The organism is Saccharopolyspora sp. SCSIO 74807, assembly GCF_037023755.1.
Classification (GTDB): Bacteria; Actinomycetota; Actinomycetes; order Mycobacteriales; family Pseudonocardiaceae; genus Saccharopolyspora_C; species Saccharopolyspora_C galaxeae.
Genome location: NZ_CP146100.1, coordinates 5,102,639 through 5,115,776 on the forward strand (window position 1 = coordinate 5,102,639; position 13,138 = coordinate 5,115,776).

11 protein-coding genes and 2 pseudogenes are annotated in these 13,138 nt (G+C 66.2%); 7 read left to right on the plus strand and 6 right to left on the minus strand.

Translation table 11 applies throughout. The features are described from left to right. Window positions 1-8 precede the first annotated feature (8 nt). The 3 genes from V1457_RS23370 (at window position 9) to V1457_RS23380 (ending at window position 3,593) form a co-directional block, all read left to right on the plus strand. Window positions 9-2,303 carry a heavy metal translocating P-type ATPase gene (locus V1457_RS23370; protein WP_338596847.1) on the plus strand — a complete coding sequence of 765 codons (2,295 nt, stop codon included), beginning with the start codon at window positions 9-11 and terminating at the stop codon, window positions 2,301-2,303. Window positions 2,304-2,560: 257 nt separating this feature from the next. After that, window positions 2,561-2,863, plus strand: coding sequence for a hypothetical protein (locus tag V1457_RS23375; protein WP_338596848.1), 303 nt, complete (start codon window positions 2,561-2,563; stop codon window positions 2,861-2,863). A 94-nt stretch (window positions 2,864-2,957) separates the two neighbouring features. Continuing rightward, window positions 2,958-3,593, plus strand: a complete 636-nt coding sequence (locus V1457_RS23380; RefSeq protein ID WP_338596849.1) for a DUF305 domain-containing protein — start codon at window positions 2,958-2,960, stop codon at window positions 3,591-3,593. Between the two features lie 110 nt (window positions 3,594-3,703). On the opposite strand, the gene V1457_RS23385 is transcribed toward V1457_RS23380, so the two are convergent. The 3 genes from V1457_RS23385 to V1457_RS23395 form a co-directional block, all read right to left on the minus strand. Next, window positions 3,704-4,423 (minus strand): tRNA-dependent cyclodipeptide synthase, encoded by a 720-nt coding sequence (locus V1457_RS23385; RefSeq protein ID WP_338596850.1) that lies wholly within the window; start codon window positions 4,421-4,423, stop codon window positions 3,704-3,706. Between the two features lie 308 nt (window positions 4,424-4,731). After that, a complete protein-coding gene (locus V1457_RS23390) occupies window positions 4,732-5,007 on the minus strand; it encodes a thioredoxin family protein (protein ID WP_338596852.1) in 276 nt (91 codons plus the stop codon). A 42-nt stretch (window positions 5,008-5,049) separates the two neighbouring features. Next, window positions 5,050-5,472: a heavy metal-responsive transcriptional regulator gene (locus V1457_RS23395; protein ID WP_338596854.1), complete on the minus strand. Its 423-nt coding sequence runs from the start codon at window positions 5,470-5,472 to the stop codon at window positions 5,050-5,052. Between the two features lie 125 nt (window positions 5,473-5,597). On the opposite strand from V1457_RS23395, the gene V1457_RS23400 reads away from it, so the two are divergent. Beyond that, entirely contained in the window at window positions 5,598-5,930 is a 333-nt protein-coding gene (locus V1457_RS23400; RefSeq protein WP_338596856.1) for a hypothetical protein, read from the plus strand. A gap of 656 nt (window positions 5,931-6,586) precedes the next feature. Here the strand turns inward: V1457_RS23400 and V1457_RS23405 are convergent. Then, window positions 6,587-8,569, minus strand: coding sequence for a recombinase family protein (locus tag V1457_RS23405; RefSeq protein ID WP_338596858.1), 1,983 nt, complete (start codon window positions 8,567-8,569; stop codon window positions 6,587-6,589). A 687-nt stretch (window positions 8,570-9,256) separates the two neighbouring features. On the opposite strand from V1457_RS23405, the gene V1457_RS23410 reads away from it, so the two are divergent. From V1457_RS23410 to V1457_RS23420, 3 genes and pseudogenes are all read left to right on the plus strand, one after another. Continuing rightward, the gene (locus V1457_RS23410; protein WP_338596860.1) at window positions 9,257-9,709 is read left to right on the plus strand and encodes a helix-turn-helix domain containing protein; all 453 of its coding nucleotides are present in this window, start codon (window positions 9,257-9,259) and stop codon (window positions 9,707-9,709) included. Further along, window positions 9,706-10,071: pseudogene (locus V1457_RS23415) on the plus strand (DUF2637 domain-containing protein); the annotation flags it as partial. The gene V1457_RS23410 and the pseudogene V1457_RS23415, both read left to right, overlap by 4 nt. Window positions 10,072-10,151: 80 nt before the next feature. Continuing rightward, a pseudogene (locus tag V1457_RS23420) lies at window positions 10,152-11,448 on the plus strand (IS256 family transposase). Window positions 11,449-11,604: 156 nt separating this feature from the next. Here V1457_RS23420 and V1457_RS23425 read toward each other — a convergent pair. Together V1457_RS23425 and V1457_RS23430 are read right to left on the minus strand one after the other, a co-directional pair. Continuing rightward, window positions 11,605-12,813 carry an FAD/NAD(P)-binding oxidoreductase gene (locus tag V1457_RS23425; protein WP_338596862.1) on the minus strand — a complete coding sequence of 403 codons (1,209 nt, stop codon included), beginning with the start codon at window positions 12,811-12,813 and terminating at the stop codon, window positions 11,605-11,607. After that, window positions 12,813-13,007 carry a ferredoxin gene (locus V1457_RS23430; protein WP_200073594.1) on the minus strand — a complete coding sequence of 65 codons (195 nt, stop codon included), beginning with the start codon at window positions 13,005-13,007 and terminating at the stop codon, window positions 12,813-12,815. The genes V1457_RS23425 and V1457_RS23430 overlap by 1 nt, the downstream gene beginning before the upstream one ends. Window positions 13,008-13,138: the final 131 nt, after the last annotated feature.

Consider the following 13,138-nt stretch of genomic DNA (forward strand, 5'->3'; position numbering starts at 1 on the left):
GAAGCAGCATGAGCACGGTCACCGATCCCACAGCCACACCCGCACACGAGGTCGAGCTCGCGATCACCGGGATGACCTGCGCGTCATGCGCGGCCCGCATCGAAAAGAAGCTCAGCAAGCTCGACGGGGTCACCGCCACGGTCAACTACGCCACCGAGAAGGCCAGCGTCCGCTACCCCGAGGGGCTGGACCGCCAGCGGCTCCTCGACCAGGTCGAAGCCGCCGGGTACTCGGCCACGCTGCCCGAATCCGACGCGCGAGGCGAACCGGCCGTCACCCCGGCCGAGATCGACGATCCCGCGCGGGCCCTGCGCGAGCGGCTTGTCATCTCGGCCCTGCTCTCCGTCCCGGTCATCGCGATGGCGATGGTCCCTGCCTTCCAGTTCACCTACTGGCAATGGATCTCGCTGACGTTGGCCGCACCGGTCGTGGTCTGGGGAGCGTGGCCGTTCCACCGGGCCGCGTGGACGAACCTGCGCCACGGCGCGGTCACCATGGACACCCTCATCTCAATGGGCACATCGGCGGCCTTCGCCTGGTCGCTGCACGCGCTGCTGTTCGGCACCGCGGGCACGCCGGGCATGACACACCCGTTCGCCCTGACCATCCAGCACGGAGCCGGCGCCGGGTCGATCTACCTGGAAGTCGCGGCGGGCGTAACCACCTTCATCCTCGCCGGACGCTACTTCGAAGCACGGTCCAAGCGCCGTGCCGGCGCAGCACTTCGCGCACTGCTCGAACTCGGAGCGAAAGACGTCGCCGTGCTGCGGGACGGCCGCGAGCAACGCATCCCCACCGACCAGCTCGTCGTCGGCGACCGGTTCCTCGTCCGCCCCGGCGAGAAGATCGCCACCGACGGCATCGTCGAAGACGGCACCTCCGCCGTCGACGCCAGCATGCTCACCGGCGAGTCCGTGCCCGTCGAGGTCGCGCCCGGCACCACCGTCGTCGGTGCCACCGTCAACGCGGGTGGCAGCCTGATCGTGCGGGCGAGCAGGGTCGGCGCCGACACGCAACTGGCCCAGATGGCCAAGCTCGTTGAGGACGCCCAGAGCGGCAAGGCAGCGGTGCAGCGACTCGCCGACCGCGTCTCGGCAGTGTTCGTGCCCATCGTAATCGCGTTGGCGGTCGCCTCACTGGTCTTCTGGCTGGTCTCAGGTGCTGGCGCCACCGCGGCGTTCACCGCCGCCGTCGCCGTTCTGATCATCGCCTGCCCATGCGCGCTCGGACTGGCCACGCCCACCGCGCTGATGGTCGGCACCGGCCGAGGCGCCCAGATGGGCGTGCTGCTCAAAGGCCCCGAAGTGCTGGAGTCGACCCGCCGGATCGACACGGTGGTGCTCGACAAGACCGGCACCGTCACCACCGGCCAGATGTCGCTGATCGCTGTGCACGTCGCCGCAGGAGAGGACCACGAGCAGGTGCTGCGGCTGGCCGGTGCGGCCGAGCACGGCTCCGAGCACCCCATCGCCAAGGCCATCGCCGACGGGGCCATGGACCGGACAGGACAGCTCCCCGCGGCCGAGGACTTCAGCAACGTCGAAGGCTTGGGCGTGCAGGCCACCGTCGACGGGCACGCAGTGCTCGTTGGACGGCCACAGCTCCTGCAGCACTGGAGTCAGCCCCTTCCCCAGGATCTCACCGCCCGCCAAGCCACCGCGGAAAGCCACGGGCGCACGGCTGTGGCGGTCGCGTGGGACGGGCAGGCCCGTGCGGTGCTCGAAGTCGCCGACACCGTCAAGCCCACCTCCGCGGCAGCCGTCGCGCAGCTGCGCGACCTCGGCCTGTCACCGGTACTGCTCACCGGCGACAACGACGCCGTCGCACGCACCATCGCCGCCGACGTCGGCATCGACGAGGTCATCGCCGAGGTACTCCCGCAAGACAAAGTCGCCGTGATCGAACGCCTCCAGCGCGACGGGCGGTCTGTGGCCATGGTCGGCGACGGGGTCAACGATGCCGCAGCGCTCGCCACCGCCGACCTCGGGCTGGCCATGGGCACCGGCACCGACGTGGCCATCGAAGCCTCGGACCTGACCCTGGTGCGCGGCGACCTGCGCGGGGCCGCTGATGCCATCCGCCTCGCCCGACGGACTTTGACGACGATCAAAGGCAACCTGTTCTGGGCGTTCGCCTACAACATCGCCGCGTTGCCGCTGGCGGCAGCGGGCCTGCTCAACCCCATGATCGCAGGCGCTGCTATGGGCTTTTCCAGCGTGTTCGTCGTCGGCAACAGCCTGCGCCTGCGCCACTTCCGCAGCCACGCAACAACTTCTTCCGCAGCCCACGCGGAGGTTGCCTAACGCCATGCCATCTCGGCGACGTGGGAACTATTCGCCCGGGTGCCGAGCTCCGCTGCAGGCCGCTCGGCACGGCCTGAACGGGAGTGGTTCACCACTTCGCTGAGAACGTTCTACGACCTGAGTAGGGTGGTCATGTGCAGGGAAGGTCCCGGCCGCTTCGATGGGGCATGTTGGTGGTTCTCGCCCTTGGCGTGATCCTCATGCACCACGCGCCCGCACTGCATACGCCAGCACACGAAGGCCCAGCGGTTGCCGCTGTGCACAGCACCCAGGTGCACACCATCGCCGGGTCGGCGTCGTTGATGGAACAGGCATCTGAGAAGACCATGTTGTCGAAGGTGTCGAATCCCGACGACACACTGGATTCATCCCACGCCATGCTCCACATGTGCCTGGCCATCGTGACCGGCCTGGCCCTGCTGCTGCTCACTGCCGCGACCGGCCTCCTGCAGGTGCGATTGCCCTGGGCAAAACACGCCCCGTACAAGAGCCGAAGCCGATTCCGGCCGCCCCTCCCGGTTCCCCGCCGTCTTGCCGTGTTGTGCGTGCTTCGGCTGTGACAGGTCGCTAAGCCCGTTCCGACCCTTGTGCCGGAACGGTCTCATCTGCCTGATCAGCGCACACGACATCACGTCGACAAGTGAGGAACACATCATGAAGCGCACTCGCGCAATCGCTTCCGCGGCAGCTTCCGTCGCCGTCGCCGCGGTCATCGCCGGATGCAGCAACGCCACCGACACAAGCCAGGCCCCCAGCCCGGCACCGCCGAGCGCTGGAGCCCCGTCCCAACAGGCCCCGACGCAGGCACCGCACAACCAGGCGGACATCACCTTCGCCCAAGGCATGGTCCCGCACCACCAGCAGGCCATCGAGATGTCCCGAACAGCTCTCGAACGCGCCCAGTCCGACCAGGTCAAAAACCTCGCCCGGCAGATCGAAGCCGCTCAAGGCCCGGAGATCGAGACCCTGAACGGCTGGCTGCGCGCTTGGGGCGCAGCCACCTCACCCATGCCCGGCATGGACCACGGAGGCATGAACCATGGCAGCATGAACATGGGCGAAGGCATGATGTCGCCTGAGGAAATGCAGCAATTCCAACAGGCCACCGGCCCTGAGTTCGACCGGCAATTCCTGACCATGATGATCAAGCACCACCAAGGCGCCGTCACCATGGCACAGACCGAACTCACCAACGGGCAAAACGCCGAGGCCAAGCAGCTCGCCCAACAGATCATCAGCACTCAGAACGCCGAGATCGACACCATGAAGAAGCTGCTCGAACAGAAGTAGTCGCACGCTACTGCGACTCAATACGCAGGGGTGAAGGTGCTACCCAGCACCTTCACCCCTGCCTTATCGTTCAGCGCATTGCCGGTCGACCAAACACTATGACCGGGCCGTCACAATTCGGAGACATATCGAACGAAACCCTGTTCGTCGGCCGTCTTCCACGGCAACGCACCGGCGTAGAGTTGCTCTAAGAACGCAGGCGCCTGGTGGTAGCAGAATACCGACGCATCGGCTCCGACGATGCCCGCCGTATCTACGAACAGCGGGAACTCTGCCAGCAGGTAACGTACCGCGATGTGCAACTGGTGGTCGGTTGGCTCCGCTCCATCAGGCAGGCGACCCTCGAGCACCCAGGCGGAGGCCGCAACGCAGGTGGCGCGAAAGTTGGGGTCCTCGTCAAACAGCGCGTGCGCCTGCCCCAGCAACTCGAGGTAGCGGCCATTGTCGCGCAGAATCGGCCAATTGAGGATCAATTCGCCCGGATTGACGATTCCGAGATCGTCGAGCGCCCGACAGATCTTGTTGTAGACGTAACGCCCCTGGCGATGAGCCTTGTGACGCGCCTTCTCGGGCGAATACCCAAGCGCTTCCAGCGTGTGTACAGCTGGAACATCAGGAACGAAGAAATGCACCGCGTCGAACTCTCTGAAGCCCCATCGGGCTATCGCAGTGATCCGAGCAGTGGTGAAGTAGCTGTTGAACGGGCTGATGCCGAAGCAGACGTGGCTGCGGCGAGAAAAGCTGCGCTCACAGGCAGTGGTGAGAGGACGACATTCCGGGCTCCCTCCCAAGGACGTCGCCACTGCCAACTCCTGCAGGTCTTCGCTCATGTCTGCCTCGCTTCGCACCAACGCCTGCTGTCTACTTACCTCCTTAGTAGGTTAGTAGAGATTCGGATGCGTCGTGCATGGCAGTGCTCACAGCGCCGGGTGGCGCGGTGAGCGCTGCCGGCTGGGCTGGCCCGCAGGGAACTGGATCAGCGGGAGTCAGAAGGCTCGATGCCATGGCCACGAGCGGGCCGCCTAAGCTGAAGCCAGCGGCGCGGTCGCACCGCCAGGGCGGCCAGGCGAGTGAGACGCTGCGCACGAAGCTGCGTAGGGGAGGTAGCCCGCACCGAGCGGACCACCTCCCACAGGGTTCAGGAGCAGCTACCGACACCCGCCGCAGTCAAGCCCTCACGAGTAGGACCCTGAGCGTCCTCACAGCACGGGGCCACACGGCCATCGACAACCACCGCAGGAACCTGCCTGATCGCGTTCTGGACAGCCTGGGCCGCGGCGTCGGCGTCTTCGCGCAGATCGCGCACGATCACCTCACACTCCGGCCCGGCCATCTTCTCCACCAGCGCTACCGCAGGCGCACAACCCGCGCAGCCGGTGGTGAACACTTCGACACGGCTCTTTGCCATCGTCATCACCTCCACCATGGACGCTAGAGATTCCACCCGGGTGCAAGGTCAAGCCCGCGCCTGCCCCTGGCGCCGAACGTGGTCAATCAGCGGGCAAGACCGGTGCGCCGCATCGGGCTCAGGCCCCAGCTGGTCGGCACGGGCATCGAGATCGACCAACTGATCGCGCAGTCGCTGCAAATCGGCGATCTTGGCATCGATGTCCGCAACGTGCTCGTGCAGTACGCCACGCACATAACCGCAGGGCCGCCGGTTCGCATCGCGCAGAGCAAGCACCTCCGCGATCTCGTCCAAACGCATTCCTAGCCGCTGAGCAGCCTTGATGAATCCCACCCGGTCGGCGTCACAGTGGCCGTACACCCGGTATCCGGCGCCGGTCCGCTCGGCCGCCGGCAACCGCCCGATCATCTCGTAGTAGCGCACGGTCTTCGGGTTCACACCGACCTTGCGGGCCAATTCCCCGATACGCACAGCTGCCCTCCGCTCCCATCGGCCCCGATGCCTCCCGGCCAAGCGTGCACCTTCCACCCGCTGGAACGTCTAAAACGCCACCGACACCCAGACCGCCTATCTAACAGCTCCTACCGCTCGCAGCGATGGTGCGCGATGCTGAACAGGTGGAAATCGAGGTCCTCACCGTGCCCGACTGCCCGAACGCCGCTCCGACGGTCGCCCAGGTTCGGCGAGCACTCGACCTTCTCGACCTTCGTGAGATCGCCATCAAGACCCGCGTCATCACCAACCAAAAACAGGCCGAAAAGTCCGGCTTCACCGGATCCCCCACCATCCTGATCAACGGCACCGACCCGTTCGCCGATCCCGAACAGGCACTAGGACTGTCCTGCCGGCTCTACGCGACGCCCAACGGCCTGGCAGGCTCGCCCGGCTTGGAGGCGCTGCGACAGGCGCTGGCCATGAGCGACGGCTGAGTTCCCGTGAGTTCCCGCGAGCCACCCACGAAGATCGCATCGACGGCGCTGGATCTGCCCCACACTCGGCTATTCACGACGGCGTCGGATGCCTGGAGGCTGTGGGTCGAACGGTCCTTCCGTCTTGGCTCCGCAAGGAAGAGGTCTCAGCGTGGAAGCCCACCTCCCTGAGTCGTACAGGGCGCAACGTCCGTCCACTCGTCACGACAGCAGATAGTCCGTCCACGCAGCTGCGTCCTGAAGGACTCTCAGCAGTGGATGCTGGCGAATTGAGCCCGTCCAACGTCGACGAGGCAGTCGTCGCCGGTGCGCAAACCAATGGCCCGAGCGTCCCCGCGGCGCGCAAGGCCCGTGATCGCTACGCCCGGCCGCCGCCACGTCCTTCCCCGGCACCGCACGAAGCATGCCGCGGGTGGCTAGACCAAGCCCTGCCGGTGGGCACATATCTCCTGGCCGCGGCAAAGTCGGCTTCCAACACTATGCCGACGCCCTTCGCTCCATCAGCTTCGACGGCGTCACCATCTACGAACTCATCGACCTCGAACCACCCCTCCCCGCTTCCACGACGACATCGCGGCCTTCGAAACGTCCAGCTGGTCCGGCGCGACTGCTGGAGCTGTCCCCGCTACCCAAAAACGCTGAGCCGAACCGACCAGTCAACAACAACGCACGGCCCGACGCCTCCTCCGCGTAGCGCGCCAGTGGAGGTTCCGGGCCGCAGGCATCCACGTAGCCGAAAGCTCCGCGGTAACGACCGATCGGGGATTCACCGCGCACTTCGATCCACGGGTTTCGCCGCTACTGCCGATCCCAAGACCTCGCCGAATCGGCTGCGCCGACGTCCGGGAACGAAACGGAACGACACTGCGCCGCAACGGACCGACGGTTTTACAAGACGACCGCGAACCGGACGTTACAATCCAGGCATGGAGACGCGCTTTGCGCGAATCCGCTACGCGTGGGGGTTCAAGTCCCCCCTCGGACACAACCAGTTGGTCCACGAGCGGTCTTGGTCGGGTTTCGACCAGGACCGTTTTGTGTGTGGGATCGTAGGTCATGGTGAGGCCGAGGTGGCGGTATACCTCTGCCTTATCGGTCGGGTCAGCGTTGTGTAGGGCTGCTCGGAGGCCACCGAGCGTGGTGACGATCTCGTGGATCTCCGCCGGAGTGAGTTCGGGGCGTGCGGAAGCACGCTGACGGAGACGGGTGATCTCTGTATCGATCTCCGTGGCGCGCTGCTGGGGCTCTCGGCTCCAGCCGGCGACCAGGTGCGGGTCGAGGCCGGCTTCGATCGCCTGCTTGTGTCGCTCGAGCTTCTGCCGACACACCGCCAGTTCTTCGTGCAGCCGGGCGATTTGTTGCTCGGCGGTGTCGGCGTCCGGCTGCATCTCGGCGAGTCGCCGCAGCTGCTGCTGGATCCGGTCGGGCTCGAACACGCGGGCCAGCCAGGCATCCAGATCGGCGGTGATGGCGTCCTCGCGCAGATACACCGAGGGCGGGTGTTCGATCTCATTCGCCAGCGCGTACTCCTTCGGGAACCGACACCGGTAGTGCGCCCGCTGGTGATTCCACGTGCCCTGCATCCGCCGCCCACACAAACCGCAGTGCAGCAACCCCTTGAACACGTAGGGATGCCGCACCCGCTCGGTGGCCCGCTTGCTCGAGCGCGGACCGCGGGAGGCCAGTCGCTGCTGGACCGCCTCGAACATCTCGGGATCGACCAGCGCCGGGTGCACCGGCTCGGCCGAGTAGATCCACTCGCTGCGTTCGTTCCACCGCATCTGCGTCTGATGCCCCAGCGCTACGTCCTCGACATCGAGCAACGACTCCTGCTTGCGCTGCTTGTTCCACACCTGCCGACCCGTGTAACGGGGGTTGGTCAAGATCGCCCGGATCGCGCTCTTGGACCACGCGACCCCACTGCGGTGCCGGTTCCGCGCACGGTCCCGTGCCGACGGACATGGGATGTCCTCGGCCGTCAGCTCTTGGGCCAGTGCGAAGATCCCGACCCCGTTCATATACCCGCGGAACAACCGCTGCACCACCGGCGCGGTTTCCTCGTCCGGTTCCAGCTTGTGCAGTCGCTTCCCGTCGGCGGCCTTCGTCGGATTCGGATGCGGCCCCGCATCCACGATCCGATAGCCGTACGGAGGGCGACCGCCCAGATACCGTCCCTCGATCTGGGCCTGCGACCCCATCGCGGTACGCACCCGAACCTTGATCCGGTTGCGCTCCCCCTTCGACATCCCACCGAACACACCCATGATCAAGTCATGGGCCTCCGAAGCCGGATCGATCGCCCCACCGACCTCCGGCACCCACAACCCCACGCCGTAGTGCTCGAACACCGGATACGTCAGGCTGTACTGATTGCCGTAAAACGCCCGCTGCGGCTCCCCGATCACCACCGCATCAAAGCCGCGCGCCGGATCCTTCAGCGCCTCCAGCAACCGCGAAGCCTCCGGACGCCGCTTCCACGGCAACGACCGTGAACGCCCCACATCGAAGAACTCCGCCACGATCTCCCCACGCGCCTCCACCAGCGCCCGAGCACGAGCCAGCTGCCAGTTCCGCGACGCTTCAGGATCCTGCTGATCCTCAGTGGACACACGCCCGTAAAAGGCAAAACGAACACTCATGCAGCGCGCTCCCCACTCATCTCCTGCTCAACTCGATCCCGTTCGGCGGCACGCAAGATAAGCCGCAACAACGCCCTCGCCGCCTCAGGATCCAACACCGGCGGAGCCTCCGGCACCTGCACGACGATCTCCCGCTCCGTCTTCAACCGGCCCGTCATCGCCAACCCCAGGACAAACAGCGCCGATCCAGAACCGTAACGCCGGCACCCCAAAAGCCCGAGCAGGCGAAGCCGACACCGCTGGAGATTCGCGACCGCACCCGCACGGGCCGCAAGCCCCCGCATCCCCACCGTTCACAACAGACAACCATCAGCCACCCCGGGCGAACCGCTCAACAAGCAACGACGCCCCTGAAGTCCGCAAAAACGGCCTCAACCGGTCACCAGCGAACCAAAAAACACGCACCGAACACACGCAAACACGCCCCGCCAACCGGGAGCCACAGACTCCAATCCACAGCCCCGCCTCAGCGACCTCTACCCTGTCAAGGTAGTGGCCCACTGATCCTGACCAGCGCGTTCGCGTCCCGCCGCAGTTCAGCGGCCCTCGTTCCTCCTCGTTCCGACGGGTTGCCACGCGTTGAACCGCGTTCCCGTCGCCATCAGATCGCCATATGATCTTGCAGGAGGACCGGTGTGCGTGTTGCCCGTCGTCCGGTCAGGGCGCTGTTCCAATTAGCACCCGAAGGTGGAGGTTGGGGGAGCTTACTCGAACACAAAAGACCAGGTCAGCGCGCTGGAAACCCTGCGGCAACAGCTGCCCGACCTCGAAGACCCCCTCCAACCGAAACCCAAGCGGCAACGGCCGAACCGCGCCAAGCAACTCGACGGCGAGCAAGTGCAGCACTTGATCGAGGGCTACCGGTCCGGCGCGACCATCTACGAGCCGGGTGAGCAGTTCGGCATCGAGCGCCGCACCGTCAGCACGATCCTGCACCGCCACGGTGTCCCGATGCGCCGACGCGGCCTATCCGAAGAACAGATCGACGACGCCGTCCGCCTCTACAACCAGGGATGGTCGCTGGCCCGGACCGGCAACCGCATGGACGTCGCCGCCGGCACCGTGCGCCAACGGCTGCACGAGCACGGCGTCACGATGCGCAACACCCAAGGCCAGCCGCGGGCAGGTGACGCCCGATGAACAGCACGACAACCGGAACGACCCAACCCCGTGATCGTTCCCTACATCTGCAAGCCGCGTGCACGCTACTGGTAGCCGCCGACGCGGCCTACGTCTCCTACCGACACGGCCGCGCGTTCGCCCTACGCTTCAGCGCCGACGAAACCACCGCCACCCTCTGGCCACTCATCGTCGACGGCCTCTTGATGATCGCCACCATCGAACTATGGAAAACCAGCCACCATCACCGCACCACCGGGCAATGGAAAGCATGGCTCGCATTCGGCCTCGGCATCGGGATCTCGCTATGCGCCAACATCGCCTCCGCCCCCGAACTCAACGCCTGCTCCATCGCCGTAGCCGCATGCCCACCACTAGTGGTGTGTCAGGGGGAGTGTCGGTCGAACGGTGTTTCCGGCCTGACGCGCCGGGCGAAGGTCCGGTGGGAAGGGCGCCGTGACTGATGGCATCCGATGCTGTGAGCACATCGAAAAGTGAGAAGAATTCAGGGCGGCAGCTGTCGCCGGAGCAGGCCACAGCGGCGGAAATGATCGCCCAGGCCCGTGAGCAAGGGCTGCATCTGACCGGCCCGGGTGGACTGTTGAAGGTGTTCACCAAAAACGTGCTGGAAACAGCCTTGAACGAGGAAATGACCGAGCACCTCGGGCATGAGAAGAACCAGACCGACCCGGACCGGGACTCGGAGAATGTCCGGAACGGGACACGGGCCAAGACGGTGCTCTCGGACGCGGCCGGCGATGTGGACATCGCGGTCCCGCGGGATCGCTCAGGCACGTTCACCCCGCAGATCGTGAAAAAGCGCCAGCGCCGTCTGGGCAGTGTGGACGAGATCGTGCTGTCGCTGTATGCGAAAGGGCTCACCACCGGCGAGATCGCATCGCATTTCGCCGACATCTACGGCACCTCGGTGTCCAAGGACACGATCTCAACCATCACCGACAAGGTCGTCGCGGAGATGGACGACTGGTCCGACCGGCCCCTGGACTCGATCTACGCGGCGGTGTTCATCGACGCCATCCACGTGAAGGTCCGGGACGGGCAGGTGGCCAGCCGGCCCGTCTACGCCGCCATCGGCGTCACGCTCGACGGCCGCAAAGACGTCCTGGCCCTGTCCATGGGCACCGGGGGCGGCGAGGGCGCGAAGTTCTGGATGAGTTTCCTGATCGGCCTGAAAAACCGCGGAGTCAAAGACGTGTTCTTCCTCGTCTGTGACGGCCTGAAAGGACTACCCGAGGTCGTCGCGAACGTCTGGCCGCAGACGATCGTGCAAACCTGCATCATTCACCTGATCCGTAACTCGTTCCGTCTGGTGTCGCGGAAATACTGGGAAGAGCTCAAACGCGACCTAATCCCGATCTACACCGCGTCGTCGCCGGAGGCCGCAGCGGTCACACTCGACGAACTCGACGATAAATGGGGCACGCGCCATGCGGCGGTGGTTCGTTTGTGGCGCAACGCTTGGCAGGAGTTCATCCCGTTCCTCGACTACGACGTCGAGATACGACGGATGATCTGTTCGACGAACGCGGTCGAATCACTCAACGCCCGCTACCGGCGAGCCGTGCGAGCACGGAGATTTCCCCACCGAGCAGGCCGCGATGAAGTGCCTGTACCTCGTCACCCGTAGCCTGGACCCCACCGGCACCGGCCGCACACGGTGGGCGCAACGCTGGAAGCCCGTGATCAACGCGCTCGCCATCACCTTCAGCGACCGCTGGCCGGCCGCTGAAACCTACTGACCGAACCGCCGGAAACACCGTTGATCGGACAGACCCCACCGCATCCGGGAGGGCGAACGGCGTTCGCGGTGCAGCGGGAAGTCGGGGGCACGGCTTCTTCCGTCGAGGTCATGGGAGAGCTCCCTTTTCGTGGTGGGGCATTCAAGAAGAGCGGAGTCAGGTAGTGGTCGCCGACACGGCGTTGTCCCAGTCGGCGCGTTCGGCGACCAGTGCGCGCAGCGCCCGCAGCGGGCGGACCATGTTGACCCCGAGCGCGCCGGTGACGTGCCCGTCGCGGCCGAACACGGCGGTGAGCTTCCGGTCGGCGATGCTGCCGTCGACCACGCGCATCTGCTCCGCACCGCGTACCAGCCCGTAGACCTGGATCTTGCGGTCGTACTGGTCGGACCAGACATAGGGCACGGTGCGGAACGGCTGCGCACCGTCCCTGCCGGCGAGTATGTTCCGGGCCACGACCATGCCCTGTTCACCCGCGTTCGTGCGGTGCTCGATGCGCAGCCGTTCGCCCGTCAGCGAATCGGGCCAGGACGCGACGTCACCGGCGGCCCAGATGTTGCAGCCGGCGTGCAACGTGTCATCACACTCGACACCGTTGCCCACGGTGATACCGCTGCCGTCGAGCCATTCGACGTTCGCCCGGGTGCCGATGCCGACCAACACCGCGTCGCCGTCGACGCTGCGGCCGTCGACCAGCCGCACGCCGGTAGCCCGCTCGCCGTCGTGGCACACGCGCTCGACCATCGCCTCGGTGACCACCCGGACCCCGTGCTCCTCGTGCAGCGCGGTGAGCATTCCGCCGATCTCGGTGCCGACGGCGTCGGACAGCGGCACGTGCTGGTCGGTCACCAGAGTGACCGCGCAGCCGAGTTCCCGCGCCACCGCGGCGGCTTCCGCCCCGATGAACCCGCCGCCGACGATCACCAAGTGCGGATGGGCGGACAGCGAGGCACGCAAGCTCAGCGCATCGTCGACGGTGCGCAGCAGGTGGGCACCTTCGATCCCGTCCATCCCGGCGATCGGCCTCGGCCGGACTCCAGTAGCCGCGACCAAGGCATCGTAGTGCAGTTCGCTGCCGTCGGCCAGACGGACTTCGTGCGCCTCGGCGTCGACATTCTCCGCCGGAGAGCCGAGTCGATGGTCCACGTTCAGCTCGGCGTACGCCTCGGGTGCGCGCAGTTGCAACCGCGGAGATTCCCACTGCCCGGACAGCAGCTGCTTGGACAGCGGAGGTCGGTCGTAGGGCAGGCGCGGCTCGTCACCGACCAGCGTCAGCTCACCGTCGAAGCCGCCGCGCCGCAAACCCTCGACAACGGCCAGCCCCGCCGCCGAGGCGCCCACGACGACGACACGATCGAGCCCGGCCATCATTCCTCCACGGCGATCGCCGCAGCCGGGCACAGTTGAGCCGCGGTGCGCGCGTTCTCGTGTTCGGACTCCGGCGGAGCCTCGTCGAGCAGGATCACGACGCCGTCGTCGTCGCGCTGGTCGAACACCTCGGGCGCGGCGAGCACGCACTGCCCGGCGGCACAGCACTTCTCTTCATCCACGGTGATCTTCATGATGGGTCCTCCTGCTGTGGGATGCGCCGCGCGACGAAGCGGTCCGCTGCGGCGATGAGTCAGTGTTCGGTGGATGGCGGCGGGTGTTTTCTGCGGCCCGCCCCGGGAAACGCGGGCTGCTGATGACCACC